The sequence below is a fragment of the Burkholderia sp. BCC1988 genome (assembly GCF_905339895.1).
In the GTDB taxonomy this organism is placed as follows: Bacteria; Pseudomonadota; Gammaproteobacteria; order Burkholderiales; family Burkholderiaceae; genus Burkholderia.
In genome coordinates, this window is sequence record NZ_CAJPHA010000023.1 from 67,757 (window position 1) to 94,126 (window position 26,370).

Consider the following 26,370-nt stretch of genomic DNA (forward strand, 5'->3'; position numbering starts at 1 on the left):
GTCGGCTTTTGCCGCGAGCCGGCTTCGCGTGTGCCGACAGTCAGTTGTCCTCGCCATCCGCCGCGGCCGCGTCGGCGCCCGAAACGGGCGCGGCGGCCCGCCTGCGGATTTCGGAGTCGAGGATCAAGCGCCCGCGCAGCTTCCCTTTCATCCGTTTCACGTGCTTGGGCGCCTCGGTCATGTGCTCGACCATCAGCGCACGTACGCGCTCGGCATCGCGCGCGCGCGCGGCCAGCAGGATCTCCTTGTGGATCGACACGTTCGCTTCGCCGAAGCGCTTGTGTTCCGCGAGCGGCGTATCGTTCCTGAACTCGATCAGCTGCCGGATCATCTCGTTGATCAGCTCGCAGCTGAAGCGCAGGAAGGGGTTCGGGTTCGCGGCCGCGAGGATGTCGTGGAACGTCGTGTCCTCCTGCCGCTGGCGCAGCATGTGGCCGCGGTCGTGCACGCCCGACGCGCCGTCGCAGCACGCGATGTTCGCCTCCAGCGCCGCGAAGTCGCGCTCGGTCAGGTGTGGCACGGCGCCCGCCGCCAGCTCGGGTTCGAGGAGCTTGCGCACCGTGTAGATGTCGTCGATCGTCACGTCCTTGAAGAACAGGTAGTTCTGCAGAAGTTGCAGCGTGCGGTCGAGCGGCACCTCGACGACCATCCCGCCGCCCGACGGCCCCGTCGTGACCTTGATGAGCCCCTGCACCTCGAGCGACTTCAGCGCCTCGCGGATCGTGCTCTTGCTCACCGCGTACAGCTGCTGCAGTTCCGCCTCGCGCGGCAGGCGGTCGCCCGGTTTCAGATCCTTCTCGGTGATCAGCCGCTTGATCTCCTCGGCGACGAGATCCGCCCGCTTCGGCTGCTTGATTTCGACCGCGAGGCCCGCCCTGGCTCGGTCCATGACCATCTTCAAGACTCCTTTGTCTGACTGCGCGCCACGTCATCGTCGACGATCCGTTCCGGCGCGGGGTACGGAATTTTGCCTGATTGACACCAATTTTGATCAACTCTAGCATCAGGTTCATTCTATTTATCATGATAAATAGGATCAACCGGCAACGCGCATCCTGCAGGGCGTGGAAACGGTTTGGGTTTGGCAGTCGGTCGCATCGTGTGTCCCCCTTTATCAGGAGCGTCAACTTGAATCGCCGAGAACTGTTGAAACTGGCCGCGCTGTCGGCCGTGCCGGGTGCGCTCGGCAGCATGTCGTCCCGTGCCGCATTCGCGCAGGGTTCGACCATCCAGCTTGCCTGCCCGGTGCCGATGTCGGGGCCGTTCGCCGCCAATGGCAAGTACGCCGATCTCGGCATGCAGCTCGCCGTCAGGCAATACGGCAAGGTGCTCGGTGCGCCGCTCGCGTATACGGCACTCGACACCGAGGGCAAGCCCGCGACCGCCGTGCGGCGCGTGCAGGAGATCGCGCAGCAGAAGGGGGCCCGCTTTTTCGCGGGCGGCATCCTGTCGTCCGAATCGCTGGCGATGGGCAAGGAAGTCCAGAAGGCGGGCGGCGTGTTCATCACGACGGCGGGCGCGGACGAACTGACCGGCAAGGACTGCAACGATGCGACGTTCCGCTGGTCGGTGCCGACCTTCGGCGCGATCGAGCAGACGGTGCGGCCGTTGCTCCAGATGCTGCCGAAAGCGAAGCGCTGGTACACGATCACGCCGCAATACGTGTTCGGCGAGGGCCTGCTGTCCGCCGCGAAGGCGATCTTCAAGGAGAAAGGCATCGAGCATGTCGGCAACAGCTACCACTCGCTCGCCGAGAAGGAGTTCAGCGGCTACCTGACGAATGCGGCGGCCGCGCAACCCGACGTGCTGCTGATCCTGAACTTCGGCTCGCAATCATCGGACACGCTGCGCCAGGCCGTCAGCTTCGGGATGAAGCGCAACTGCACGATCCTGCTTGCATGGGCATCGGGCCTCGAGCAGTTCGAGGCGCTCGGCCCCGACATCTGCGATGGCGTGTATTTCGGCGCGCAGTACTGGCACGGCATCGATTCGCCGCTGAACCGCGACCTCGTGAAGCGCGCGAACGCCGCGTTCAAGGCGAACCCGAACTACAGCCTCGCGGGTTCGTACATCTGCTCGAAGATCCTGCTCGACGCGATGGTGAAGGCCGGCAGCGCCGATCCGAAGAAGGTCGTCGCGGCGATGGAAGGCATGAAGTACGACGGTCTCACGGGCCCGGAGGAAATCCGCAAGGGCGACCACCAGGTGCTGAAGAACTACTACCTGCTGAAGGGCAAGCCGAAGAGCCGGATGAAGAACGCGGACGACTACGCGGATATCGTCAGCTCGGGTCAATCGTTCCTGTCCGTCGACAAGACGGGGTGCAAGCTCGCGTAACGCGATGCGCGCGTTCGCGGCCGTCGCGCGCCGCGGACGTCCGTTTCACTCCTTTCCGGTACGGAAGCCATGAACGTCTATCTGCTGCAGATCGTCAACGGCATCGGCGTGGGCATGCTGTATTTCCTGCTCGCCGTCGGCCTGTCGATCGTGTTCGGCCTGCTGCGCTTCGTGAACTTCGCTCACGGCGCGTTCTATCTGCTCGGTGCGTACCTGTGCTACCAGGCGCTGCAATGGTCGGCCAACTTCTGGGTTGCGCTCGCGGTCGTGCCGCTCGTCGTCGGCGCGTTCGCGTGGATCGTCGAGAAGCTCGTGCTGCGTCACGTGTATGCGCAACAGCATGAATTCCACATCCTCGCGACCGTCGGGCTCGCGCTCGTGCTGCAGGAGTGCGCGATCCTCGCGTGGGGCCCGCTCGGCGACAACGTGCCGCCGCCCGACGCGCTGAACGGCGTCGTGATCTGGGGCGGCTTCGTCTACCCGAAATACCGGCTGTTCGTGATCGCGTTCACGGCCTTGCTTGCCGGACTGCTGTGGTGGGTGCTCGAAGGCACGCGGCTCGGCAGTACGGTGCGCGCGGGCAGCGAATCGACGGAGATGGTGTCGCTGCTCGGTATCAACGTGACGCGCGTGTTCAGCCTCGTGTTCGCGCTCGGCGCGGCCACCGCCGCGCTCGCCGGCGTGCTCGCGGCACCGATCCGCGGCGTCGATCCGTTCATGGGCATCGAGGCGCTCGGCGTCGCGTTCGTGGTGGTCGTCGTCGGCGGGATGGGGAATTTCCTCGGGGCGCTCGTCGGCGGGCTGCTGGTCGGCATCGTGCAGAGCCTGATGAGCACGCTGTGGCCGGAAGGCGCGCGCCTGATGATCTACGTCGCGATGGCGGCCGTGCTGCTGCTGCGTCCGAACGGATTGCTGGGGAGGGCCGCATGATCGAATCGTCGAAACCGCTGCCGCCCGCGGCGGCAGCCTCGCCGCGCGCGCGGCCGTGGCGCGGCGCGCTGCGGCGGCCGGAGGGCTGGCTCGCGGTGGCCGTCGCGTGCGTGCTGCCGCTGGCGCTGAGCTCGGGCTCGCTCGCGACCGAAGTGCTGGTGTTCGCGCTCGCCGCGCTCGGTTGCAATCTGCTGCTCGGCTATACGGGGCTGCTGTCGTTCGGGCAGGGCATCTTCTTCGGGCTCGGCAGTTACGCGGCGGGGCTGGTCCTGACGCACGGCATCCGGTCGATGACGGCTGCGCTCGTCGCGGCCGCCGTGCTCGGTGCCGCCGCGGCCGCGCTCGTCGGCTGGTTCTCGATCCGGCAGCGCGGCACTTACTTCGTGATGCTGACGCTCGCGTTCGGGCAGCTGTTCTACTTCCTCGCGTATACGACGCCGGATGTGACGGGTGGCGACAACGGGCTGCTCGACATCCCGCGCCCCGCGCTCGCCGCATTCGGGCATCCGCTCGTCTCGCTCGATTCGCCGTGGCGCTACTACGGCTTCGTCGCGGTGCTGTTCGTCGCGGTGTTCTGGCTGCTGCTGCGCGTATCGCGCTCGGTGTTCGGCCGGACGCTGCTCGCGATTCGCGACAACGAGGCACGCGCGGCGGCGGCCGGCTACGACGTGCAGCGCTTCAAGCTCGCGGCGTTCGTGATCTCGGGCGCGGTCACGGGTCTCGCGGGGGCGCTGCACGCGCTGATGACGGGCATCGCGCCGCTGTCGAACATCGACTATCACACGAGCGAGATGATCCTCGTGATGACGGTGATCGGCGGCACGGGCAACCTGTTCGCGTCGGTGCTCGGCGCGGCATTCTACGTGCTGTTCGCGGATTGGCTGTCGACGCTGTGGCCGCGCTGGCTGCTGTTGCTCGGCCTCGTGCTGATCGCGGTCAGCCTGTTCATGCAGCGCGGATTGTGGGGACTCGGCGAACGCGTCGCGGCATCGCTGCGGCGCGCCGATCGCACTGAGGCTACGGCCAGGGAGCGGCAATGAGCGAAGCGATTCTCGAAGCGCGCGGCATCGTCAAGCGCTACGGCAAGTTCACGGCGCTGGGCGGCGTCGATCTGCGGATCATGCCGCGCACCGTGCATTCGGTGATCGGCCCGAACGGTGCCGGCAAGACGACGCTGTTCCATACGCTGACCGGCACACTGCCGATCACGTCGGGCTCGATCCTGTTCGATGGTCACGACGTGTCGCGCGAACCCGATCACAAGCGCGTGCGGCGCGGCATCGCACGTTCGTTCCAGGTGACGAGCCTGTTTCCGAACCTGAGCGTGCGCGAGAACCTGCGCGTCGCCGCGCAGGGCGTCGAATCGCGACGCGCGCTGAATCCGTGGACGCCGCCGCGCGGCGCACTCGCGCATGACGGCGTCGTCGACGAGGTGCTCGAGCGGCTCGGCCTGCAGCGCTTCGCCGACACGGCGGCGGGCGTGCTGTCGCACGGCCAGCAGCGCCGGCTCGAGGTCGGGATGGCGCTTGCGGCGCGGCCGCGCGCGATCTTCCTCGACGAGCCGACGTCGGGCATGGGCATCGACGACCTCGACGACATGAAGGCGCTGATCCGCGGCCTGCGCGACGACTACACGGTCGTGCTGATCGAACACAACATGGGAATCGTGATGGACATCTCGGACACGATCACGGTGATGCAGCAGGGGCGCGTGCTGGTCGAAGGCAAGCCCGATGCGATTCGCGGCGACGCGCGCGTACGCAGCGCGTATCTCGGCAACATGATCACCGGAGGCCGCGCATGATGCTCGACGTGAAGGAGGTTCACGCCTGCTACGGCAAGAGCCACGTGCTGCAGGGCATTTCGCTGAACGTGAACGAAGGCGAGACGGTGACGCTGCTCGGCCGCAACGGCGCGGGCAAATCGACCACGCTCAAGGCGATCGCGGGTGTCGTCGCGCCGACCGGCGGGACGGTGACGTTCGCCGGCCGGCCGGTGTCCGGGCAGCCCGCGCACCGGATTGCCGCGTGCGGCCTGTGCTTCGTGCCCGAGCATCGCGGCATCTTCCGGCTGCTGTCGGTCGAGGAAAACCTGCGGCTCGGCGCACGCCGCGATTCGCCGTGGCAGCTCGACGATATCTACCGGATCTTCCCGCGCCTGAAGGAGCGCCGCCGCAACGGCGGCGCGCAGTTGTCGGGCGGCGAGCAGCAGATGCTCGCGATCGGCCGCGCGCTGATGAACCACCCGCGGCTCTTGATGCTCGACGAGCCGGTCGAGGGGCTCGCGCCGGTGATCGTCGAGGAGATCGTCGCGCAGCTGAAGCAGATCAAGGCGGCCGGCGTCGCGATCCTGCTCGTCGAACAGAACCTCGAAGTGTGCACGCAGCTCGCGGACCGCCACTTCGTGATCGAACAGGGCGTGATCGTCTACGAAGGCAGCAACGCGGCGTTCGCGGCCGATCACGAGGTGAAGGACCGTTACCTGGGTGTCGGCGTCGCGTAAGCGCCGGGCCCGTTCATTGCGAGGAATTCCACCGATGCAAGTTCTGGATTCGACACAGGGCGCCACGGCGTCCGGCCTGCGCGTCGACGGCGCGCGGCTGTGGGACAGCCTGATGCGTCTCGCGCGAATCGGCGCGACCGACAAGGGAGGCGTGTGCCGCCTCGCGCTCACCGAACTCGATCGCGAGGCGCGCGACCTGTTCGTCGCGTGGGCGAAGGAAATCGGCTGCACGGTACGCATCGATGCGATCGGAAACATCTTCGCGCGACGTGCGGGCGAACGCGACGACCTGCCGCCCGTGACGACGGGCAGCCATATCGACACGCAGCCGACCGGCGGCAAGTTCGACGGCAACTACGGCGTGCTCGCCGGCCTCGAAGTGCTGCGCACGCTCGACGACGCGGGCGTGCGTACGCGTGCGCCGCTCGAGGTCGCCGTGTGGACCAACGAGGAAGGCTCGCGCTTCGTGCCCGTGATGATGGGCTCCGGCGTGTTCGCGGGTGCGTTCACGCTCGACCACGCGCTCGCGCAACGCGATCGCGACGGCACATCGGTGGGCGATGCGCTGGCCGCGATCGGCTATGCGGGCGACGCGAACGGTGCGCATCCGGTCGGCGCGTATTTCGAAGCGCATATCGAGCAGGGGCCGGTGCTGGAGGCGCACGACACGACGATCGGCGTGGTCGAGGGCGCGCTCGGGCAGCGCTGGTACGACGTGACCGTACACGGGATGGAGGCGCATGCGGGACCCACGCCGATGGAACTGCGGCGCGACGCGCTGCTGGTCGCGGCCGATCTCGTGCGCACGGTGAACGGCATCGCGCGTGCGCACCCGCCGCACGGGCGCGGCACGGTCGGCTGGGTCGACGTCCATCCGAATTCGCGCAACGTGATTCCGGGCCGCGTGACGCTGACCGTCGACTTGCGCGCGGCCGACGATGCGACGCTGGCGGCGATGGATGCGGAACTGCGCGCGGCCTGCGCCGATCTGGGGGCGGTGGCCGACATGCGGATCGACGTCGAGCAGGTCGTGTATTTCGCTCCCCAGCCGTTCGACGCGGCACTCGTCGAGCGGGTGCGCGCGGGCGCAAGTGCGCTCGGGCTGTCGTCGATGAACGTGATCAGCGGCGCGGGTCACGACGCGGTGTATCTCGCACGCGTCGCGCCCACCGCGATGATCTTCGTGCCGTGCAAGGACGGGATCAGCCACAACGAAATCGAGGACGCCGATCCCGCCCACCTCGAAGCGGGCTGCAACGTGCTGCTGCATGCGATGCTCGGCGCGGCGGGCGTGGCGGAGGGCGCCACGCGATGAAGATCCTGATCGCCCGGATGAACCACGAAACCAATACGTTCTCGCCGGTGCCGACGCCGCTCGCCGCGTTCGGCCGCAACGGCCCCGACTGGGGTGACGACGCGTATCGCGCGAATCGCGGGATGCGCACCGCGATGGCCGCGTTCATCGATGCGGCGGCTCGCGCAGGCGCGGAGATCGTCACGCCGGTGTCGGCGGCCGCGAACCCGAGCGGGCCGGTCGCCGCCGACGCGTATGCGGCGATCTGCGACGCGATCGTCGCGGCCGCGCCCGGCTGCGACGCGGTGATGCTCGACCTGCACGGCGCGATGGTCGCCGAGCAGAGCGCGGACGGCGAGGGCGACCTGCTCGCGCGCGTGCGTGCCGCGTTGCCCGATGCGCCGATCGCGGTCGCGCTCGACTTGCACGCGAACGTCACGCAGAAGATGATCGACCATGCGGACGTGATCGTCAGCTTCAAGACCTATCCGCACGTCGACATGTACGAAACCGGCGAGCACGCGGCGCGTGTGCTGCTCGACCGGCTGCACGGCCGCGCTCGGCCCGTGCTCGCGTGGCGGCAGCCGCCGCTGATGACGTCGACGCTGCGCAGCGCGAGCGCCGAAGGCGCGATGCGGCGCGTGGTGGAGGCCGCGCGCGCGGCCGAAGCCGACGGGATGCTGGCTGTATCGGTGCTGCCCGGCTTCTCGCTCGCTGACATTCCCGCGCCGTGCATCAGCATCGTCGTGGTCGCCGACGGCGACCGCGCAGCGGCCGACGCGGTGGCCGAGCGCATCGCCCGGCAGATCTGGGACGCACGCGACGCGTTCGTCTACCGCAGCGCGCCGCTCGCGGAATCGGTCGCGCAGGCCGCGGCGCTGGCGCGCGGTGCGGACCGTCCGGTGCTGATGCTCGATCACGGCGACAACTGCATGTCGGGCGGCCCGTGCGACACGATGGACCTGCTGGAGGAAGCGCTCGCGCAGGGGCTCGACGGGATCGTCAGCGGGCCGCTGTGCGACCCGGATGCAGTCGCGGCGCTGATCGGCGCGGGCGTCGGCGCGACCGTGACCGTGCTGGTCGGCAACCGGATGCCGTCGCACGGCGGCGCGCGGCGCGCGCCGTTTCGGGCGACGGGCATCGTGCGCGCGATCACCGACGGCGAATACGTGATTACCGGGCCGACGTATACGGGCCAGCGCGCATACATGGGCCGCGCGGCGGTGCTCGATATCGGCGACGCGACGCTGGTCGTCACCGAGCGCACGCAGGAGCCGTGGGATCTCGGCGTGTTCGAGAGCGTCGGCATCGATCCGCGCCGCGCGCGATTCCTGCTGCTGAAGTCGCGGATGTACTGCCGGCCGGTGTTCGTGCCGATCGCGGCCGCGCTCGTCGAGTGCGACAGCCGCGGCGTGACCGGCTCGGACTACGGGCTGTTCCGCTACGAGCGGCTCGCGCGACCCGTGTATCCGCTCGACGACGTCGATCGGTGGGACAGCGCGGGCGTGCGCACGACCTGAGCGGCGGGCGCGAGACGCCGGTTTCGCGCGCTTTCGTGCATCATGCGGTGGCATCGACCCGTCGAGCAGCAGGGTCGTGCCAGTCCTTGCGTCCGCAACCGATCCGGAGAACCGACCGCCATGCATTCGAATCGCTTTCGCCTTCGTCGCGCCCGCCTGCTCGCCGCGCTGACGCTCGCTACCACCACCGTCACCGCCGTCACCGCGCACGCGGCCGACTGGATCGTGTCCGGCAACGACGGCAAGTATCAGCGCGTCGAAGGGCGCGACACCTATCTCGCGTCGCCGCCCGCCGACACGCTGACGTTGCTCGACGCGAGCGTGTTTCCGCCGAAGGTCGCGCTGCAGGTCGACGTCGAGAACGGCATCCAGGGCCCGCCGCAGGCCGTCGCGATCGCACCCGACGCGAAGCTCGCGCTGGTCGGCGCGCCGACGCGCTACGACCAGGGGGCGAGGCAACTCGTGTTCGATACGTTTCTGCAGGTCGTGAACCTCGCTGCGTCGCCGCCGGCGATCACGCGCATCGAACTCGGCACGCACCCGCAGGGGATCGCGATCGATCGGTCGGGCCGGCTCGCGCTGGCGGCGAACGTCGACGGCAGCGTGTCGATCCTGCGGATCGACGGAACGCAGGTGACGCTCGACGGCAACCTGAAGATCGGCAAGAAGCGGCTCGCCGGGATCAGTTTCACGCACGACGGCAAGCATGCGCTCGTGTCGCTGCGCGACGAGCAGGGCATCGCGGTGCTGAACGTCGACGACGGCAAGGTGACCGACAGCGGCACGCGGCTGAGCACGGGCGTCGCGCCCTACACGATCGACGTGTCGAGCGACAATCGCTGGGCCGTCGTCAGCAACGTCGGGCTCGCGGGGCTGCCGGGCTATACGGGCACGCTCGCGGGCGATGCTGATTCGGTCGCGCTGATCGACGTGTCGCGCACGCCGTTCCGCACGGTCCAGTACCTGACGGTGCCGTCGCTGCCGGAAGGCGTCGCGATCTCGCCGGACGGAAAGTGGATCGCCGTGCAGGCGATGGACGGCTCGAACCTGACGCCCGACAACCCGGGTCGCCACAAGCTCGGCAAGGTGGTGCTGTTCGAGATCCGCAACGGCCGTGCGGTGCAGACGAGTGAAGTGCCGGGCGGCGAAGCCGCGCAGGGCATCGTGTTTACCGCCGACAGCCGGCACGTGATCGTGCAGTTCAACGTCGAGCGGCAGCTTGCGCTGTATGCGGTGGACGGCGGCAAGCTGCGCGATACGGGCAAGCGCATCGCGCTCACGGGCGGGCCGTCGTCGCTGCGGACGTTGCCGCGGTGATGGGTTGAAGCGTTCGACGGGCTAGCCGACGCGTGCGTCGCGCCGGTCCGGGATGCCGGGCTGCGCACGCAGCCCGAAGTCGCGACGACGGCGACGGTCAGCCGCCATCCGCTAGCCGAACTGCTCGCGCCGCTACGCGTTGCGCAGCGCCAGCCGTTCGCGCCCGCGGCTCATTGACCGAGCAACGCCGGCAGGTTGCCCTCATAGAGATGAACGCCCGCATGGACGGTCTGGAACCACGAACACGCATACAGCTTGCCGCCGCACATCCGCCATTTCTTGCAGAACGACAGATCTTCCGACAGCGAGCGCCCGTCGGGTTCCCTCAGGAATTCGAAATGCTCGTACATGGAGGTCGAATTCGGCGACAGGTTCCGATAGCTCGGCGGAAACTGGACCTGCGTCTCGGGATAGGCCTGCGCCATCGTGTCGAACACGGGGCGCGCGATCATCATCAGGCCGGCGCCGCCCGAGTGGATCTCGGAAACCGAATCGAGCTGGATCCGGGACTGTGCACCGTCCACCGCATACGCGGTCTGGCTGTAATCGGCGCTGAACAGCGCGAGCCGCTCGGGCGGCGCCGACGGATCCGAGCGCGCGGCCTCGGCGACCGCCGCCCAGTTGATGCTCTTGGACGGATACAGCCCGAGCATCACGTCGTGCTGCTGTTCGAACATCCGGATCACGTCGCTGCCGCGAAAGCCGATGTCCGCATCGATGAACATCATGTGCGACAGGCCGCTGTGCAGGAAGCGCTCGACCGCGACGTTTCGTTGCTGATGCAACAATGCGGTGCCGCTCAGGTAGAAGTATTCGAACGCGAGGCCGGCGCTCAGGCACGCATGCTGGAGCTCCAGCAGCCCGTTCACGTAGGGCAGGTAACACATGCCGCCGTAGGCGGGCGTGGCGACGAAAATGCCTTGTTTCATGATCGGACGGCCTGCGTGGGCGGTGCCCTGTTCGTGCTGCGCGAGAATGACGACTCCGACCCGCATCTTACCCTGCGTCGCGGGCCGCCGGTCGGCGTTTTTCAGTGCGGCGGCGAAGCGCGTCTGTCGCTGCCGCGCGCGCTGCCGCCGTTACGGACGCAGCAGGTCGAATCCGCCGAACACGACCACGCCGCTGAGCGCAATCATCGCGACCGAATGCTGGCCGAAATAGAGAATCGCGGCCGCGAGCCACGTGGTCAGGCAGAAGGCGCCGATGCGGGCCATCGTGAATTCCTCGAAATGCGTGATGAAGGGGGAGCGTGCCGAAGTCGGCGCGTCGCATGTCGATGCGGGCGCGGGGCTCGCGTTGCGACGGCGCCGGACGGCATCGCGTATCGGGCCCGACCGGGCGGGCACCGACGCGGGGCAGCCCGCGAGGCCTTGCCGGAAGCAGCCGGTGTGCTGCGGCAGCAGGCCAGCCGGCGATTTTACCAGCGTCGACGGCCGGCCAATCTGGCCCCTTCGCGACGATCGGCGGTACGCGCACGGCGCGGGCATCTCTGGGCATCTCAGGGCAGCTGGAAAGGCGGGGCTCAAGTTTCATCCGACGAATACCGTAAACCGGTTGGAAGGTTTCCCCTGTTCAACCGACCCGAGTCGCACACTCACTACGGACCGACACGATGCAGATCGACCCTTCTTCCGCCGCGCAGACCTCGCCAGCCGCTGGCAACGCGACCGCCGATCCGTCCGGCACCGGTGCCGCGTCGACGGCGACGTCCGCCGCGTCGACGCCGGCGGGTGGTGCCGCGCAGTCGGACGGCGCAGGGCAGACACTGGGCGCGTCGGGATCCCCGGCCGAGGATCCCGCGGTCAAGCAGTTGAAGCAACTCATCGAGCGCTTGCAGAAACAGCTTGCGCAACTGCAGCAGCAGATGGCGGCGGCCGCGCAGCGCGCGAAGCACGATCCGGCGGCGGCACTCGAGCAGCAGACGCTGGGCGCGGAAGCCAGCACGATCTCCGCCGCGCTGTCGACGGCGATCGCGCAGCTTGCGCAGGCGATCCAGAAGTCGGGCGGCTCGACGTCCGGCGCGCTGGTGTCGACGCAGGCCTGAAGGCACGGCACGGCGCCGCGCCGTCGCCCACCGCAGCGCGCGGACGCGTCGCGGCACGCCGTCCCGCGCATTACAATCGCAAGCTCGTCTCCCTCGCAAGGACGGCAGAACGATGAACGCGGAATTCGCCGACGACGACCTCGTCCGCTTCGACGCGCAAGGCGGCACGCCGCTGCCGGCGGCCGACGCCGAAGGATGGCTGGATCACGACGGCGCGCGCATCTGGCACGCGTCGTTCGGCCACGGCCCGCCCGTCGTGCTGCTGCACGGTGGCCTCGGCCACGGCGGCAACTGGGGCAACCAGGTGCCGGCGCTGCTCGCGGCCGGCTACCGCGCGATCGTGATCGACAGCCGCGGCCACGGCCGCAGCACGCGTGACGATCGCCCCTATTCCTACGAACGCATGGCCTCCGACGTGCTGGCGGTGCTCGATGCGCTGCGCATCGGGCGCGCACGCTTCGTCGGCTGGAGCGATGGCGCGTGCGTGTCGCTCGTGCTGGCCGCCCGCGCGCCGGCGCGTGCGGCGGGCGTGTTCTTCTTCGCGTGCAACATGGATCCGGGCGGCACGAAGGAGATGGTGCCGAGCCCGCTGATCGACCGCTGCTTCGCGCGGCACCGCAAGGACTACGTGCGGCTGTCCGCGACGCCGGACCGTTTCGACGCGTTCGTTGCCGCCGTCAGCGAAATGATGCGCACGCAACCGGATTACCGCGCGGCCGACCTCGCGGCGGTCGCCGTGCCGGTCGCGATCGTGCAGGGCGAGCACGACGAGTTCATCCGCCCCGACCATGCGGCGTATCTCGCGCGCACGATTCCGGGCGCAACGCTGACGATCCTGCCGGGCGTGAGCCATTTCGCGCCGCTGCAGCGGCCGGCGCGCTTCAATGCCGCGATGCTGGCGTTTCTCGACCGCTTGCCGGACTGACACGCGCGGGACCGGTTCACGCGCCGCATAAGATTTTCTTTAGGCTCGCGCAACATATCGTCGATTGTCGGCTGGCGGCCGGCAGCGGATAGTCCTGCTTCGACGGGACGGCTGGCGCGGCGTCCGCGCGGCGCGGCCGAATCCGTTGTTCATGCAACCATATGAAAATCGAAGGAACCGCACCCATGCGATTCAACGCGATCCGCATCGCCGCGACCCTGTTCGTCGCCGCATGCGCCGCCACCACGGCCGGCCGCGCGGCCGCCGCCACGCAGGACGAGATTCACGACACCGTAACCCGCCACGTCGCACCGCTGATGAAGCAGTTCGCCATTCCCGGCATGGCGATCGGCATCGTCGCCGACGGCAAGCCTTATGTGTTCGACTACGGCGTGATGTCGACGCAAACCGGCCAGCCGGTGACCGGCGACACGCTGTTCGAGATCGGCTCCGTCAGCAAGACGCTGACCGCGACGCTCGCATCCGACGCGCAGGAGGGCGGCGAGCTGTCGCTCACGGATCCGGCCGACAAGTATCTGCCCGCGCTGCGGGGCAAGCCGTTCGGCCGCGTGACGCTGCTCGAGCTTGGCACGCACACGCCCGGCGGGATGCCGCTGCAGGTGCCCGACAGCATCCGCGACGACGCGGGCCTGATGCGCTATCTCGACGCGTGGCGCCCCGCGTACGCGCCGGGCACGCGCCGCACCTATTCGAACGTCGCGATCGGGATGCTCGGGCAGCTCACCGCGAAGGCGATGAATCGCGACTTCGCGGGGCTGATGGAACAGCGGCTGTTTCCCGCGCTCGGGATGACGCACACCTACATCAACGTGCCCGCCGCGCGGCAGGCCGACTATGCGCAGGGTTATACGCAGGACGGCAAGCCGATCCGGATGACGGGCGGCATGCTGTGGCAGCCGGCGTACGGCGTCAGGACGACGGCGGCCGACCTGTTGCGCTTCGTGCAGGCGAACATGGGGCTCGTCGAAACGGCGCCGCGGCTGCAGCGTGCGCTCGAACGCACGCACACCGGCTATTTCCGCGCGGGGCCGTTCACGCAGGACCTGATCTGGGAACAGTATCCGTATCCGGTCGCATTGCCGACGCTGCTCGCGGGGAATGCGCCGCCGATGCTCCACGATGCGACGCCCGCGACCGAACTCAAGCCGCCGCTCGCACCGCGCCCGGACGCGTGGATCAACAAGACGGGGTCGACCAACGGCTTCAGTACCTATGTCGCGTTCGTCCCCGCGAAGCGGCTCGCGATCGTGATGCTCGCGAACCGCAGCTTTCCGATCGAGGATCGCGTGAAGACTGCGTACCGGATCGTCGAGTCGCTGGGCGGCAAGCCGTAGCCTGGAGGATCCGGCACTGACGCGGCGCCGGCGCCGATCTTCCCGCCCGGATCAAAACTCTTTTCACGATCGGCCTCTTTCGCCGGGCGCGCGCGGCATCGATACTGACGCTACAGGCCGCGTTGCGCAGGTTCGACGCGCAGCACGGCCGGCATCGACGGCCCGCGCCCATCCGACACCGGTGCGCGCGGGCCGACTCATTTCCGCGAGGCGCGGGCAGTTTCGCGGCCTCGCCATCGGAGCGGTGGATGAAGGGCATCAAGGTATTCGTGACGGGCGCGGCCGGCTACATCGGCGGCTCGGTGGCCACACGGCTAGTATCGGAAGGGCATGTCGTCACCGGGCTGGCGCGCAACGGCGAGAAGGCCGCGACACTCGCGGCAGCCGGCATCTTGCCGGTCATCGGCACGCTCGACGACACGGCGCTGCTGCATGCGTTCGCGAGCGACGCGGACTGCGTGATCAACGCGGCGAGCAGCGACCACCGCGCATCGGTCGAGACGATCGTCGCGGCGCTGAGCGGCTCGGGCAAGACCTTCCTGCATACGAGCGGCACCAGCGTGATCGCGGACGACGCACAGGGCGCGCACGGCGACGCGCCGGTGTTCGACGAAGCGACGCCGGTCGTCGCGCCGGCCAAGCCCGAGCGCCGCGCGATCGATCAGCTCGTGATGTCGGCGGCGACGCTCGGCATCCGCTCGGCGGTGATCTGCAACAGCATGATCTACGGCGACGGGCTCGGCATCCGGCGCGACAGCGCGCAGCTTCCGCTGCTCGCGGCGATCGCGCGCGAGGCCGGCGCGGTCCGCGTGATCGGCAAGGGGTTGAACCGCTGGTCGAACGTGCATGTCGAGGACGTCGCCGATCTCTACGTGCGCGCGATGCGGCACGCGGCGCCCGGCGCGCTGTATTTCGCGGAGAACGGCGAAGCGTCGTTCGCGGACATCGGCGCGGCGCTCGCCGCGCGTCTCGGTTTGCCGTCGGTCGTCGAGTGGGACATCGCCGAGGCCGAGCAGGTGCTCGGCCACTCGCGCGCGCATTTCTCGCTGGCGTCGAACAGCCGCGTGAAAGCCGTGCGCGCGCGGCAGGAACTCGGCTGGGCGCCGCAGCATGGCGCGATGCAGGACTGGATCCGCCACGACATGCCGATCGCGGCCTGACGCCGCAGAATTGCTTCGCAGCACGCAGCACGCAGCACGCAACACGCAGCACGCAGCACGCAGCACGCAGCACGCAACACGCAACACGCAGCACGCAGCACGCAGCACGCAGCACGCAACACGCAACACGCAACACGCAACACGCAACACGCGCCCTCCCGGGCGCGTGCGCCCCCCGGCCTGCGATCGCATCGGTCGGACAATATTAGCCGCGCATTCTTGAATCTGAATCAACTATGATTCGCGTCGGCTCTCGCTTATCAAACGGGCGCTGCGGCACTATCGTGACGGTTCTGAAACCGTCACCGATTCCCGACCATGAAGACCACCCTCGACGAGATGCTCGCATTCGTGACCATCGCCGATACCGGCTCGTTGACGGGGGCGGCGGACAAGCTCCACCAGCCGACGTCGGTGATGAGCCGGATCCTGCGGCGTCTCGAGGAAAAGCTCGACACGACGCTGATTCGCCGCACGACGCGCCGGCTCGAAGTGACGGAAGAGGGCACGCTGTTCCTCGAATACGCGCGCGAGATCATCGCGTCGGTCGAATTCGCCGAGGAACAGCTCGCCAGCCAGCGCGAGAAGCCGGCCGGGCGGTTGCGCATCAACGCGGCGATGCCGTTCATGCAGCACGTGATCGCGCCGATGATGCCGGGCTTTCGCGAAGCGTTTCCGGCGATCGCGGCCGAACTGCATACCAGCGACGAAATCATCGACTTGCTCGAACAGCGCACCGACGTCGCGATCCGGATCGGCGAGCTGCGCGATTCGACGCTGCACGCGCGCAAGCTCGGCAGCAGCCGGCTGCGCATTCTCGCGAGCCCCGCGTACCTGGAGAAGGCCGGCGTGCCGACGCGCGTGGCCGATCTCGCGGACCATACGCTGCTCGGCTTCGTGCAGCCCGAAACGCTGAACCACTGGCCGCTGCGCACCGCGGACGGCGACGTATACCGGATCCATCCCGCGCTGCAGGCGTCGAGCGGCGAGACGCTGCTGACGCTCGCGCTTAACGGCGCGGGCATCGTGTGCCTCGCCGACTACATGACGGGCACCCATCGCCGCGACGGCAGTCTCGTCGAAGTGCTGGTCGACGACACGACCGAATTCCGCCAGCCGATTCATGCGGTCTACTATCGCAACGCGACGCTGTCGTCGCGCATCGTCAGTTTTCTGGACTACTTGAGCGCACAGCTGAAGGAAGGCGGCGATATCGACTGAAGGGGCGCGCAAACCGCCGCTCGTCTCGTGCGAAGGGCGACGTGTTCGATCGATATCGGGCACGTCGCTTTTTTTCATGGCGACCGACGCGACCAACGCGACCGATGCGCCGCACCAGCCGCATCGCACCAACCCGACTATTGTCCGAGCGCGGTCATCAGCCTGACCTGCGCGAGCATCTCGTCGGTGCGCGCCTGCGCGAGCGAATCCTCGGCCGCGAGCAGCGAGCGCTGCACCTCCAGCGTGTCGATGAACGCCGATTCGCCGCTGCGCCACGACCGGTTGATCTGCGCATAGGCATCGCGCGCATTCGACGCCGCGCGTTCGAGGCGCTCGGTCCGGCTGTGATCGCGGGCGGTTGCGGCGAGCGACGTTTCGACGTCGCTGACCGCGCCGAGCACGGCGGAGCGATAGGCGGCGACGGCCTGATCGGCCTGCGCGCGTCGCAACGCGACGATGCTGCGGCGCCGTCCGCCGTCGAACAGCGGCGCGCTCGCGCCGGCGCCGGCCATCCAGGCGAGCGAACGCGCGAGCGTCGCGCCGGAGAAGCCGTCGACGGCCGCGCCGATCACGCCGATCAGCTGCAGGTGCGGCTTGAGATCGGCTTCGGCCACGCCGATGCGTGCATACGCGGCGACGACCCTCGCTTCGGCGGCGCGCACGTCGGGCCGGCGGCGCAGCAGGTCGGCCGGCGTGCCGATGCCCGGCGCCGCTGCCGTCCACACCGGCCCCGGCGCGGGCGGATCGAGTTGCGCATAGACGTCCTGCGGCGTCGCCGCGGTGATGATCGACAAGCGGTGAATCGCGGCCTGCCGCTGCAACTGCAGCGCGGGCAACTCGGCAAGCGTGGTTTCCGCCTGCGCGGCGGCGCGGTCGACGTCGGCGATCGGCACGACGCCCGCGTCGAACAGGCGCCGCGTCGATGCCTCGGTGCCGCGCTGACTCTCTGCGTTCGCCTCGACCAGCGCGAGCCGCTGCTCGAGCCCGCGCACCGTCACGTAGGTGCGCACGGTTTCGTCGATCGTCGCGATCCGCACGGCCGCCGCGTCGTTCTGCGCGGACGCGATGTCGGCGTCGGCGGCCGACACGCCCTGGCGGATGCGCTCGAAGATGTCGATTTCCCACGCGACGCTCGCATTCAGGTCGAACGCATTGCCGGTCGTCGGCGTGTCGGTCGGGAACGCCTGCGACGCGGACAGCCGCCGGCGGCCGGCATCCGCATTCAGGTCGAGCGACGGGAACCACTGCGACGCGGCGCCGATCCGTACCGCGCGCGCCGCGTCGATGCGCGCGACCGCTGCCTTCAGGTCGAGGTTGTTCGCGAGCGCGCGATCGACCAGCCGGTCGAGAATCGGATCGTGAAAGCCGTGCCACCACGCGTCGGTCGCGGCGGCAGGGCCGGCGGCGACGAGATCCGCGTTCGCGTAGGTCGCGGCGAGCGGCGGCGGGGCGACGGTGGCGACCGGCGCGCTCGTGCACGCGGTCAGGACGGCCGCCGCGGACAGCGCGGCCACGAGTCGGATGAATTTCATTGCACCACCTCCGCGGCCGCCGCCGCGACGCCGGATTTGCGCGTCGCGAGCCGGCGGACCAGCACATAGAACACGGGCGTGAACAGCAGCCCGAAGAACGTCACGCCGATCATCCCGAAGAACACGGCCGCGCCGACCGCCTGGCGCATTTCCGCGCCGGCGCCTTCGGAGATCACGAGCGGCAGCACGCCGAGAATGAACGCGAGCGACGTCATCACGATCGGGCGCAGCCGCTGCACGCACGCGTCGACCACCGCGTCGACCAGCTCCCGGCCGTCGGCCTCGAGCTGCCGCGCGACCTCGACGATCAGGATCGCGTTCTTCGCGGCGAGCCCGACCAGCACGATGAAGCCGATCTGCGTGAGGATGTTCACGTCCTGGCCGAGCGCGCGCACGCCGAGCGACGCGGCCAGCAGGCACATCGGCACGATCAGCAGGATCGACACCGGCAGGCTCCAGCTGCCGTACTGCGCGGCGAGCACCAGATAGACGAGCAGCACGCACAGCGGGAACACGAGCAGCCCCGTGTTGCCGGCCGTGGTCTGCTGGTACGACAAGTCGGTCCATTCGAACGAGATGCCCGGCGGCAGCACCTGCTTCGCGAGCGTCTCCATCGTCTTGATCGCAAAACCGGAACCGAGGCCGGGTGCGGTATCGCCGTTGATCTCGGTGGCCGGATACAGGTTGTAACGCGGTGCGCGATCGACGCCGAGCGTGTCGTCGATGCGCGTGACGCTGCCGATCGGCACCATGTCGCCGTCGCGGTTGCGCACCTTCAGGCGCCCGAGGTCGGAGGCCGTCACGCGGAACGGCAGGTCGGCCTGCGCGGTGACGCGATAGGTGCGCCCGACGATGTTGAAGTCGTTGATGTAGGTCGAGCCGAAATACGTTTCGACCGCGTCATTGATCTCCTGGCTCGGCACGCCGAGCATCTCCGCCTTCTCGCGATCGAGCTCGACGTGAACCTGCGGACTCGTCGCCGAGTAGGGCGTGTAGACGCCGACCATGCCGGGCGTGCGGTTCGCGGCTTCGACGAGATCCTGCGTCGCCTTCGCGAGCGCGGCCGTGCCGAGGCCGTTGCGGTCTTCGAGCCGCATCGCGAAGCCGCCCGTGCTGCCGAGGCCCTGCACCGGCGGCGGCATCGCGACGACGATCGACGCTTCGGTGATGCCCGCGAGGCGCTTGCGCAGCTCGGCCGCGATCGTGTCGATGGTGAGGCCCTGCGCCTTGCGTTCGGGCCAGGGCTTGAACACCGGGAACAGGCCGGCGCTGTTCGCCGAATTCGTGCCGGTGGCCGCATTGACGCCGGAGAACACCGGCACGCGCGCGACGCCCGGCACCGACAGCGCGATGTCCTCGATCTTGCGCGCGACCGCGCTCGTGCGTTCGAGCGTCGCGCCGTCGGGCGTGCGCACCAGCACCACCAGGTAGCCGCGATCCTGCGCGGGAATGAAGCCCTTCGGGCTCGATACCAGCAGATAGCCGGTCGCCGCGATCAGCACGACGTACAGCACGCTCATCGCGGGGATGATCCGCACGAGCTTCCTGACCAGCGCGCCGTAGGCGTCCGACACGCGCTGGAACACGCGGTTGAATGCATCTGCGAAACGTTGCACCGCGCGCATGAGCGGCGCAAGCAGCGCGGCCGTGCGCGACGTCGACGCCGGCGCATCGTGCGCGGGGTCGTGCGCCTTCAGCATCATCGCGGACAGCGCGGGCGCGAGCGTGACCGACGTGAAGAACGAGATCGCGGTCGACACGGCGATCGTCACGCCGAACTGGCGGAAGAACTGGCCGGAGATGCCCGGAATGAACGAGGTCGGCACGAACACCGCGCACAGCACCAGCGTGATCGCGAACAGCGCACCGCCGACTTCCTTCATCGTCAGCAGCGTCGCATCGCGCGGCGCGGCGCCGGCCGCCAGGTGCCGCTCGACGTTCTCGACCACGACGATCGCGTTGTCGACGACGATCCCCACCGCGAGCACGAGGCCGAACAGCGTCAGGTTGTTGATCGAGTAGCCGAGCACGGCCATCGCCGCGAACGTGCCGACCAGCGACACCGGAATCGACAGGATCGGGATGATCGAAGGCCGCCAGCCCTGCAGGAACAGCAGCACGACGAACACCACGAGCACGACGGCCTCGTAGATGGTCTTCACGAGTTCGTGGATGCTGTCGCCGATGAACGCGGTCGGGTTGTAGCCGATGTTGTAGACGATGCCCTTCGGGAACGCCTTGCCAAGCTCGGTCATCTTCTTCTCGACCGCGTCCATCGTCGCGACCGCGTTCGCGCCGGGCTGCTGCAGCACCTGCAGCGCGATGGTCGGGTGGCGCAGCATGTAGCTGTCGGTCGCGTACGCGAGCGCGCCGACCTCGATGCGCGCGACGTCCTTCAGCCGCACGAGACGCCCGTCCTGCCCCTGCTTGACGACGATGTCGCTGAAATCCTCGGGCCGCTTCAGGCGCCCTTCGAAGATCAGGTTCGGCTGGAACGCCTGGTTCGTGATCGGCGCCTGCGCGACCACGCCGCCCGCGAGCTGCGTGTTCTGCGCGCGCACCGCGGCGATGAGGTCGCGCGGGCTCAGGCCGAACGACGCGACACGCTCCGGGTCGAGCCAGATGCGCATCGAGTATTCGCGTGCGCCGAGTGGGTTGATGTCGCCGACGCCGTCGATCCGCTTCAGCACGTCGGCGACGTTGCGGATCGCATAGTTCGACACGTACAGCGGATCGTAGCGCTGGTCGGGCGAGTAGATGAAGATCGTGCCGAGCTGCGTCGGCGACGACTTGCGGACCGACACGCCGCTGCGCTGCACGGGCTCGGGCAGGCGCGGCGTCGCGAGCGCGACGCGGTTCTGCACCAGCACCTGCGCCTTGTCGACGTCGGTGCCGGGCTTGAACGTCGCGGTGATGTTCAGGCTGCCGTCGGAGGTCGCCTGGCTGTACATGTACAGCATGTCCTCGACGCCGTTCACTTCCAGCTCGATCGGGGTCGAGACGGTTTGCGACACGGTTTCCGCGGACGCACCCGGGTAGCTCGCCTGGATCACGACGGTCGGCGGCGCGATGTCCGGATACTCGGACACCGCGAGCGAGAAATAGGCCAGCGCGCCGGCGATGGTCAGCACGATCGACAGGACGATCGCGAGCACCGGCTGCTGGACGGACAGGCGGCCGAGGTTCATTGCGCGCTCCCGGTCGCGGTGCTGGACGCAGCGGTTGCGTTCGCAACTTTTTCGGAATTCGTCGCATTCGCCATCTGAGCCGCATCGATCGCACGCGGCACCGCGTTGACCTGATCGCCGGCCTGCACGCGCTGGAAGCCGTCGACGATCACGCGGTCGCCGGCCTTCAGCCCCGCATCGATTTCGCGCAGGTTGCCGAACAGGCGGCCGGGCGTCACCGGGCGCACCGACACGGTGCCGTTCGCGTCGACGAAATACAGTACGCGGCGCGTCGCGTCGGTCGCGACGGCCGAATCCGGCACGAGCAGCGCCGCGTGCGCGACGCGGCTCGACAGCGACACGCGGCCGAACTGGCCGGGGCTCAGGCGTCCGTCCGGATTCGCGACGCGTGCGCGCTGGCGCAGCGTGCCGGTCGAATCGTCGAGGCGGTTGTCGACGAAATCCATCGTGCCCGACAGCGACGGCTTCGCGTCGCCCGGCAGCGCGATCGCCACCTGTCGCGACGACGCGCTGCCGCCATGTTGCGCGGCTTCGCGCGTGTAGCGCAGGTAGCTTTCCTCGTCGACGTCGAAGTAGATGTCGATCGGGTCCTGCGAAACGATCGTCGTCAGCACCGTGGCTTCGCTGTCGCCGCCCTTCACGAGGTTGCCCTCGCTGACGCGCTTGCGGCTGATGCGCCCCGACATCGGCGCGACGATGCGCGTGAACGACAGGTCGAGCCGCGCGCGTTCGAGCGCGCCTTGCGCGCTCGTCACGTCGGCCTGCGCGCTTTGCACGGCCTGGCGGCGCTGGTCGTACAGGCTCTGCGCGATGGTGTCGGTCTTGATCAGGACGCTGGCCCGCTCGAAATCCTGCCGGCTCAGCTTCAGTTGCGACTGCGCGCGCTCGAGCGTGCCTTGCGCGGCCGTCACCGCCGCCTGGTACGGGCGCGGATCGATGACGAACAGCAGGTCGCCTTTTTTCACGGTCGCGCCGTCCTGGAACGCGACGCGTTCGAGATAGCCGCTCACGCGCGGGCGCACGTCGACCGTGTCGACCGCTTCGAAACGGCCCGTGTAGACGTCGACGTCGTTCACGTTGCGCGCGACGGGCGCGCTGACGATCACGTTCGGCTTCGGGGCCGGCGCGGTGTCGTCCGACCGGCAGCCCGTCAACGCGAGCAATGCGGCGAGCGGAAGGGCGGCCAGCACGGCCGGTCGCGCGAAGCGCTTCAATCCTGGGTAGCTGTTCATGTTGTTCGGGGTATCGAATGACGCGCACGGCGCCGGATGGTGCGCAGTATCGTGCGTGGCGCGCGATGGATAAACGGACGCGGCGTCATAAGAACTTGTACTGCGCAGTCACGAATCGCGCGGTGCGGCGACGATGCGCGCGGCAGGGGCGTGATGCGGGAAGCGGCGCGACGACGCGCGGCCCGAATGCCTGTTCAGGCGATTCGGGCCGGCGATGCGGAGGGGACGGACGAGCGGGGGCGCGTGGCGGGCAAGGTGCTCGCGCGCGCGTCGATGCCGCTCAATGACCGCGATAGATCGCGTCGCGGCCGTTGGTCGTCAGTGCGCGGCCGGATGCGCTGGTGCTGGTGCCTTCGCTGCCGTAGCCGGTCGTGTCGGCGGACGGTGCGGTGTTCGATGCCGCTTGCGCGCCGGCGTTTTCACGCACGCGCTTTTCGGCGGCGAGGATCGCGACCGGATACTGGTTGTGGTCCAGTGCCGGCGTATAGCCGACGGCCGCGAGGCGGGCCATTTCGGCCTTAACTTCGGCGCGGGTCAGCGGGCGGTCATGCTGCTGCGCGAACGAAATGGCCGGCGTGGCGATGATCAGTGCGGCAAGCGTGGAAGAAACGAGCGTTTTCATCAGGGGTACCTATCGGGTCGAGTGAACCGCAACCACGTCGTCGTCGTTGCGAGTGCAGCCAATATAGGTATCCCGACGCCGCGGAAAAACGGGCCGCCGGCGAAATCATTTTTGACCTGGAATCACGAATCGGCGGCCGATGCAAACGATCGGGCCCGCACACGGCGGCCGGCCGGTCACGCGCGTCCCATGATCCGCGTGCCGAGCGAGATGCCGAGCGCGGACAGCGACGCATTGGCCGCGAGCTGCGCGGCCTCCCAGCGCGACAGCGCGGCGTCGAACGCGGTGGCGGGCACGCCGCCGCGCAGCGCCTCGGCAAGACCGACCGCGTTCTCCGCCGCTTTCGCGACACCGGCGGCCGTATGTGGCCGCACGAGGCAGGCCGCGTCGCCGAGCAGCACGGCGCGGCCGAACGCCATGCGCTCGACCGCGAGATCGAAGATCGCCTGGGCGAACGGCGCCTGGGTCGCGTCGACGAGCGCGGCGAGCGTCGGTGCGAGCATCCGGCGGCCGGCGTTCACGAGTTCGAGCCGGTTGTCGTCGCGCATCGCACCGGGCGGCAGCGAGCCGTCGCGCTGCGTGCCGTCCTGGCCGAGAAACAGCGACGGCAGGTGATCCTGCGCGAGCCGCCGGTACCAGACCCAGTTCACGCGCCGCTTGCCGGGCGCGATCGCGCCGTCGCGGCCGGGCACCAGATAGGTCAGGAACAGATGGGCGTCGCCTTGCTGGAACGTGAAGCGGTCGCGCAGCACCTGCAGCACCGTATCGGGAAGCAGGTGCTCGTCGACGAGCCCGCGCCACGCGACATACCCCGCGTATGCGGGCCGCGCATCGGGCAGCAGCTGCGCGCGCACGGCCGAGCGGCCGCCGTCGGCGCCGACCAGCAGGTCGGCCTGCTCGACGCGGCCGTCCGAGAAGTGCGCGATCACGCGCGCACCGTCCTGCTCGAACCGGTCGAACGCGACGCCGGCGTGCAGGACGTCGGCGGGCAGCGCGCGCTTCAGCGCCGTGTAGATCACGTTCCAGGCGGTCTGCGTCTGCGGCATGTAAAAGCGCTGCACGATCCGGTCGTGTTCGTCGACGTAGATCCGGTCGCCCGAATCGACGCCCGCATCGCGCGGCACCGGCACGCCGCCGAATGCGAACGCGCGCTCGATCGGCGGCTGCAGCACGATGCCGCCGCCGCGGCTGTCGAGATCGTTCGGCGATTGCTCGAACACCTTGACGCGCCAGCCGGCCGCTCGCAGCGCGGTTGCCGTGAACAGTCCGCCCACCGATCCGCCGACGACGATCGCCGACGGGCCCGAAACGTCGCTCATGATTGCTTTCTCCCGATGATTCGCCGCACGCGGCGGTTCAACCTTCCCAGTGCTCGAGGAAGTCGAGCAGCAACGCGTTCACGCGCTCCGGCTGCTCCTCCTGCGGCAGGTGCCCGCATTGCGCGATCGGCTCGGCACGCAGGTTGGTCGCCATGCTTTCCCACACGGACTTCATGTCGAACAGCTTGCCGACCGCATAGAAATCCTCGCCCCAGATGGCCATCGTCGGGCAGGCGATCGGGACGTCGGCGTCGACGAGATCCTGCTTCACGTCCTCCGCGTTCGCGCGGTAGTCGGCCAGCGCGCCGCGCACGGCGCCCGGGCGCCGGTACGCACGCACGTACGTGTCGAACGCGTCGCCGGAGATCGCGTGCGGGTTGTAGCACCAGTCGGAGAAAAAGTGGCTCAGCCACTCGGCTTCCTTGCCGGCGATCAGCGCCTCGGGCAGGTCGGGCACCTGGTGGAACAGGAAGAACCAGTACGCGCGCGCGGTTTGCGCGGTCATGTTCTGCGCGACGATGCGCGTCGGCACGTTGTCCATCACGACGAGCCGGTCGACGCGCTCGGGGAAGTCCTTCGAGAAGCGCGTCGCGACACGCGCGCCGCGATCGTGGCCGACGAGCGCGATGCGGCCGATGCCGAGCGCATCGAGCAGCCCGGCTACGTCGCGCGCCATGTTGCGCTTGTCGTAGCCGGCGGCAGGCTTGTCCGTTTCGCCGTAGCCGCGCAGGTCGGGCGCGATCACGCGGTAGCGCCGCGCCAGCGCCGGGATCTGGAAGCGCCACGCGAAGCTGGTTTCCGGGAAGCCGTGCAGCAGCACGACGACCGGCCCGCTGCCGGCATCGATGTAGTGCTGGCGGATGCCGTTCGCGGTGACGGTGTGATGCGTGATCGAAGGCGCGTCGTGGGTCATGGCGTGGTCCCTGTCCGGTTCGGTGTGCGCGCAGCCGGAGGCGGGCGCAGATGCCGTTCGAGGATAGGCGAAGCGATCGGCGCGCCGGATAAATTGTTCTGAAATCGTCTGGCGGCGCGCGCCGCGCCGAATTACGCGCGCCGGCGGCGCCGGCCGCCCGCGCCGGACGCGAGCTGCTTCAGCGTAGCGGGCGTGCCGTGGAGAAACGCGTCGACCAGCCGCTCGATTTCGGTGTCGAGATCGTCGGGCACCGGCAGGCCATAGACCCACTTGCGGACGCCGAAATAGAAGATGCTCGCGTGCAGGCTCCAGACCAGTTCGATTTCCGCGTTGCGCTGTGCCTCGGTCGCCGGCGTCGCGATGTCGTACTCGTGCCGCAACTCGCGCAGCACCGGCAGGAACACGCGTTCGCGCAGCCGCGACAGGTAGCGCGTGTTGAAACCCTCGCGGCTGAGCCCCGCGAAGATGAAGGTGCGGATCCATTCGCGCCGCAGGATGGTTTGCGCGTACGCGCGATAGAACGCGACGAGCCGTTCCTGCAGCGGGACCGTGCGATCCGCGATCAGTTTTTCCCAGTCGGGACTCCACGTGTAGATCTCGTCGTACACGCGGTCGATCAGCGCTTCCTTGCTCGGGAAGTACCGGTACAAGAGCGGCTGGGTGACGCCGATCTGCCGCGCGAGCTCGCGCGTGCTGCCGGAAAAGCCGTGCGTCGCGAAGTGCTCGATCGCCTTCTCGACGATCTGCCGCTCGCGCGCTTCCGGCGCGAGGCGCCGGCCCGGCGTGACGGCGTTGCCGTCGGCGTCCGTCCCGCGCTCGCGGGCCGGCGTGCTGCGTTTTCTTTCGGTCATGCATCGGCTCCTGATGGCGCGCTTAAGCTATCGATCGAAAAATAGCACGTTCGGGAGCGCGAATCCGGTTTGCGGCGCGGCTTTCGACGCGACGCGCGCGGTGGTCCG

Annotated in this window: 23 protein-coding genes; 13 read left to right on the forward strand and 10 right to left on the reverse strand. The window is 68.8% G+C overall.

Features of this window, described 5'->3' with window-relative positions; genetic code table 11:
• Nucleotides 1–40 precede the first annotated feature (40 nt).
• Entirely contained in the window at nucleotides 41–895 is an 855-nt protein-coding gene (locus U4012_RS28395; RefSeq protein WP_124571231.1) for a FadR/GntR family transcriptional regulator, read from the reverse strand.
• Between the two features lie 233 nt (nucleotides 896–1,128).
• On the opposite strand from U4012_RS28395, the gene U4012_RS28400 reads away from it, so the two are divergent.
• The 8 genes from U4012_RS28400 (at nucleotide 1,129) to U4012_RS28435 (ending at nucleotide 9,900) form a co-directional block, all read left to right on the forward strand.
• The gene (locus U4012_RS28400) at nucleotides 1,129–2,337 is read left to right on the forward strand and encodes an ABC transporter substrate-binding protein (RefSeq protein ID WP_321802505.1); all 1,209 of its coding nucleotides are present in this window, start codon (nucleotides 1,129–1,131) and stop codon (nucleotides 2,335–2,337) included.
• 69 nt (nucleotides 2,338–2,406) lie between these two features.
• The gene (locus U4012_RS28405) at nucleotides 2,407–3,267 is read left to right on the forward strand and encodes a branched-chain amino acid ABC transporter permease (RefSeq protein WP_044847063.1); all 861 of its coding nucleotides are present in this window, start codon (nucleotides 2,407–2,409) and stop codon (nucleotides 3,265–3,267) included.
• Nucleotides 3,264–4,307: a branched-chain amino acid ABC transporter permease gene (locus tag U4012_RS28410; RefSeq protein WP_321802508.1), complete on the forward strand. Its 1,044-nt coding sequence runs from the start codon at nucleotides 3,264–3,266 to the stop codon at nucleotides 4,305–4,307. The genes U4012_RS28405 and U4012_RS28410 overlap by 4 nt, the downstream gene beginning before the upstream one ends.
• A complete protein-coding gene (locus tag U4012_RS28415; RefSeq protein WP_124667137.1) occupies nucleotides 4,304–5,071 on the forward strand; it encodes an ABC transporter ATP-binding protein in 768 nt (255 codons plus the stop codon). Before U4012_RS28410 ends, U4012_RS28415 begins: the two co-directional genes overlap by 4 nt.
• Entirely contained in the window at nucleotides 5,068–5,769 is a 702-nt protein-coding gene (locus U4012_RS28420) for an ABC transporter ATP-binding protein (protein ID WP_044847066.1), read from the forward strand. Before U4012_RS28415 ends, U4012_RS28420 begins: the two co-directional genes overlap by 4 nt.
• Before the next feature lie 34 nt (nucleotides 5,770–5,803).
• Nucleotides 5,804–7,084 carry a Zn-dependent hydrolase gene (locus U4012_RS28425; protein WP_321802512.1) on the forward strand — a complete coding sequence of 427 codons (1,281 nt, stop codon included), beginning with the start codon at nucleotides 5,804–5,806 and terminating at the stop codon, nucleotides 7,082–7,084.
• On the forward strand, nucleotides 7,081–8,583 hold the full coding sequence (locus tag U4012_RS28430; RefSeq protein ID WP_321802516.1) for a M81 family metallopeptidase: 1,503 nt from the start codon (nucleotides 7,081–7,083) through the stop codon (nucleotides 8,581–8,583). Before U4012_RS28425 ends, U4012_RS28430 begins: the two co-directional genes overlap by 4 nt.
• 120 nt (nucleotides 8,584–8,703) lie before the next feature.
• On the forward strand, nucleotides 8,704–9,900 hold the full coding sequence (locus U4012_RS28435) for a beta-propeller fold lactonase family protein (RefSeq protein ID WP_321802518.1): 1,197 nt from the start codon (nucleotides 8,704–8,706) through the stop codon (nucleotides 9,898–9,900).
• Between the two features lie 170 nt (nucleotides 9,901–10,070).
• Here U4012_RS28435 and U4012_RS28440 read toward each other — a convergent pair whose 3' ends face one another.
• Nucleotides 10,071–10,829, reverse strand: coding sequence for a hypothetical protein (locus U4012_RS28440; RefSeq protein ID WP_124521195.1), 759 nt, complete (start codon nucleotides 10,827–10,829; stop codon nucleotides 10,071–10,073).
• A 150-nt stretch (nucleotides 10,830–10,979) separates the two neighbouring features.
• The gene (locus U4012_RS28445) at nucleotides 10,980–11,114 is read right to left on the reverse strand and encodes a hypothetical protein (protein WP_006750603.1); all 135 of its coding nucleotides are present in this window, start codon (nucleotides 11,112–11,114) and stop codon (nucleotides 10,980–10,982) included.
• 398 nt (nucleotides 11,115–11,512) lie between these two features.
• Between U4012_RS28445 and U4012_RS28450 the strand changes: the two genes are divergently transcribed.
• The 5 genes from U4012_RS28450 (at nucleotide 11,513) to U4012_RS28470 (ending at nucleotide 16,605) form a co-directional block, all read left to right on the forward strand.
• Nucleotides 11,513–11,944 carry a hypothetical protein gene (locus U4012_RS28450; RefSeq protein ID WP_321802521.1) on the forward strand — a complete coding sequence of 144 codons (432 nt, stop codon included), beginning with the start codon at nucleotides 11,513–11,515 and terminating at the stop codon, nucleotides 11,942–11,944.
• 112 nt (nucleotides 11,945–12,056) lie between these two features.
• Nucleotides 12,057–12,869: an alpha/beta hydrolase gene (locus U4012_RS28455; protein ID WP_321802522.1), complete on the forward strand. Its 813-nt coding sequence runs from the start codon at nucleotides 12,057–12,059 to the stop codon at nucleotides 12,867–12,869.
• 185 nt (nucleotides 12,870–13,054) lie between these two features.
• Nucleotides 13,055–14,224 carry a class C beta-lactamase gene (ampC, locus tag U4012_RS28460; protein WP_321802523.1) on the forward strand — a complete coding sequence of 390 codons (1,170 nt, stop codon included), beginning with the start codon at nucleotides 13,055–13,057 and terminating at the stop codon, nucleotides 14,222–14,224.
• A gap of 248 nt (nucleotides 14,225–14,472) precedes the next feature.
• Nucleotides 14,473–15,384, forward strand: a complete 912-nt coding sequence (locus tag U4012_RS28465) for an NAD-dependent epimerase/dehydratase family protein (protein WP_321802525.1) — start codon at nucleotides 14,473–14,475, stop codon at nucleotides 15,382–15,384.
• 318 nt (nucleotides 15,385–15,702) lie between these two features.
• Complete coding sequence (locus U4012_RS28470; protein WP_321802528.1) at nucleotides 15,703–16,605, forward strand: LysR substrate-binding domain-containing protein; 903 nt, start codon at nucleotides 15,703–15,705, stop codon at nucleotides 16,603–16,605.
• A 137-nt stretch (nucleotides 16,606–16,742) separates the two neighbouring features.
• On the opposite strand, the gene U4012_RS28475 is transcribed toward U4012_RS28470, so the two are convergent.
• From U4012_RS28475 to U4012_RS28505, 7 genes are all read right to left on the reverse strand, one after another.
• Nucleotides 16,743–18,137 carry an efflux transporter outer membrane subunit gene (locus tag U4012_RS28475; RefSeq protein ID WP_321802530.1) on the reverse strand — a complete coding sequence of 465 codons (1,395 nt, stop codon included), beginning with the start codon at nucleotides 18,135–18,137 and terminating at the stop codon, nucleotides 16,743–16,745.
• Nucleotides 18,134–21,325, reverse strand: a complete 3,192-nt coding sequence (locus tag U4012_RS28480; RefSeq protein WP_321802532.1) for a multidrug efflux RND transporter permease subunit — start codon at nucleotides 21,323–21,325, stop codon at nucleotides 18,134–18,136. Before U4012_RS28480 ends, U4012_RS28475 begins: the two co-directional genes overlap by 4 nt.
• Nucleotides 21,322–22,557: an efflux RND transporter periplasmic adaptor subunit gene (locus tag U4012_RS28485; protein ID WP_321802534.1), complete on the reverse strand. Its 1,236-nt coding sequence runs from the start codon at nucleotides 22,555–22,557 to the stop codon at nucleotides 21,322–21,324. The genes U4012_RS28480 and U4012_RS28485 overlap by 4 nt, the downstream gene beginning before the upstream one ends.
• Before the next feature lie 280 nt (nucleotides 22,558–22,837).
• On the reverse strand, nucleotides 22,838–23,179 hold the full coding sequence (locus tag U4012_RS28490) for a DUF4148 domain-containing protein (protein WP_321802536.1): 342 nt from the start codon (nucleotides 23,177–23,179) through the stop codon (nucleotides 22,838–22,840).
• Nucleotides 23,180–23,355: 176 nt separating this feature from the next.
• Nucleotides 23,356–24,498: an FAD binding domain-containing protein gene (locus tag U4012_RS28495; protein WP_321802538.1), complete on the reverse strand. Its 1,143-nt coding sequence runs from the start codon at nucleotides 24,496–24,498 to the stop codon at nucleotides 23,356–23,358.
• Between the two features lie 37 nt (nucleotides 24,499–24,535).
• Complete coding sequence (locus tag U4012_RS28500; protein ID WP_257773327.1) at nucleotides 24,536–25,411, reverse strand: alpha/beta fold hydrolase; 876 nt, start codon at nucleotides 25,409–25,411, stop codon at nucleotides 24,536–24,538.
• Between the two features lie 131 nt (nucleotides 25,412–25,542).
• On the reverse strand, nucleotides 25,543–26,262 hold the full coding sequence (locus U4012_RS28505) for a TetR/AcrR family transcriptional regulator (RefSeq protein ID WP_321802542.1): 720 nt from the start codon (nucleotides 26,260–26,262) through the stop codon (nucleotides 25,543–25,545).
• Nucleotides 26,263–26,370 lie beyond the last annotated feature (108 nt).

What these genes read in the sequence shown, in the direction of transcription:
- U4012_RS28395 (WP_124571231.1), bottom strand. Translation starts at nt 895, where the DNA reads ATGGTCATGGACCGAGCCAGGGCGGGCCTCGCGGTCGAAATCAAGCAG.
- U4012_RS28405 (WP_044847063.1), top strand. Translation starts at nt 2,407, where the DNA reads ATGAACGTCTATCTGCTGCAGATCGTCAACGGCATCGGCGTGGGCATG.
- U4012_RS28410 (WP_321802508.1), top strand. Translation starts at nt 3,264, where the DNA reads ATGATCGAATCGTCGAAACCGCTGCCGCCCGCGGCGGCAGCCTCGCCG.
- U4012_RS28415 (WP_124667137.1), top strand. Translation starts at nt 4,304, where the DNA reads ATGAGCGAAGCGATTCTCGAAGCGCGCGGCATCGTCAAGCGCTACGGC.
- U4012_RS28420 (WP_044847066.1), top strand. Translation starts at nt 5,068, where the DNA reads ATGATGCTCGACGTGAAGGAGGTTCACGCCTGCTACGGCAAGAGCCAC.
- U4012_RS28425 (WP_321802512.1), top strand. Translation starts at nt 5,804, where the DNA reads ATGCAAGTTCTGGATTCGACACAGGGCGCCACGGCGTCCGGCCTGCGC.
- U4012_RS28430 (WP_321802516.1), top strand. Translation starts at nt 7,081, where the DNA reads ATGAAGATCCTGATCGCCCGGATGAACCACGAAACCAATACGTTCTCG.
- U4012_RS28435 (WP_321802518.1), top strand. Translation starts at nt 8,704, where the DNA reads ATGCATTCGAATCGCTTTCGCCTTCGTCGCGCCCGCCTGCTCGCCGCG.
- U4012_RS28440 (WP_124521195.1), bottom strand. Translation starts at nt 10,829, where the DNA reads ATGAAACAAGGCATTTTCGTCGCCACGCCCGCCTACGGCGGCATGTGT.
- U4012_RS28445 (WP_006750603.1), bottom strand. Translation starts at nt 11,114, where the DNA reads ATGGCCCGCATCGGCGCCTTCTGCCTGACCACGTGGCTCGCGGCCGCG.
- U4012_RS28450 (WP_321802521.1), top strand. Translation starts at nt 11,513, where the DNA reads ATGCAGATCGACCCTTCTTCCGCCGCGCAGACCTCGCCAGCCGCTGGC.
- U4012_RS28455 (WP_321802522.1), top strand. Translation starts at nt 12,057, where the DNA reads ATGAACGCGGAATTCGCCGACGACGACCTCGTCCGCTTCGACGCGCAA.
- ampC (WP_321802523.1), top strand. Translation starts at nt 13,055, where the DNA reads ATGCGATTCAACGCGATCCGCATCGCCGCGACCCTGTTCGTCGCCGCA.
- U4012_RS28465 (WP_321802525.1), top strand. Translation starts at nt 14,473, where the DNA reads ATGAAGGGCATCAAGGTATTCGTGACGGGCGCGGCCGGCTACATCGGC.
- U4012_RS28470 (WP_321802528.1), top strand. Translation starts at nt 15,703, where the DNA reads ATGAAGACCACCCTCGACGAGATGCTCGCATTCGTGACCATCGCCGAT.
- U4012_RS28475 (WP_321802530.1), bottom strand. Translation starts at nt 18,137, where the DNA reads ATGAAATTCATCCGACTCGTGGCCGCGCTGTCCGCGGCGGCCGTCCTG.
- U4012_RS28480 (WP_321802532.1), bottom strand. Translation starts at nt 21,325, where the DNA reads ATGAACCTCGGCCGCCTGTCCGTCCAGCAGCCGGTGCTCGCGATCGTC.
- U4012_RS28485 (WP_321802534.1), bottom strand. Translation starts at nt 22,557, where the DNA reads ATGAACAGCTACCCAGGATTGAAGCGCTTCGCGCGACCGGCCGTGCTG.
- U4012_RS28490 (WP_321802536.1), bottom strand. Translation starts at nt 23,179, where the DNA reads ATGAAAACGCTCGTTTCTTCCACGCTTGCCGCACTGATCATCGCCACG.
- U4012_RS28495 (WP_321802538.1), bottom strand. Translation starts at nt 24,498, where the DNA reads ATGAGCGACGTTTCGGGCCCGTCGGCGATCGTCGTCGGCGGATCGGTG.
- U4012_RS28500 (WP_257773327.1), bottom strand. Translation starts at nt 25,411, where the DNA reads ATGACCCACGACGCGCCTTCGATCACGCATCACACCGTCACCGCGAAC.
- U4012_RS28505 (WP_321802542.1), bottom strand. Translation starts at nt 26,262, where the DNA reads ATGACCGAAAGAAAACGCAGCACGCCGGCCCGCGAGCGCGGGACGGAC.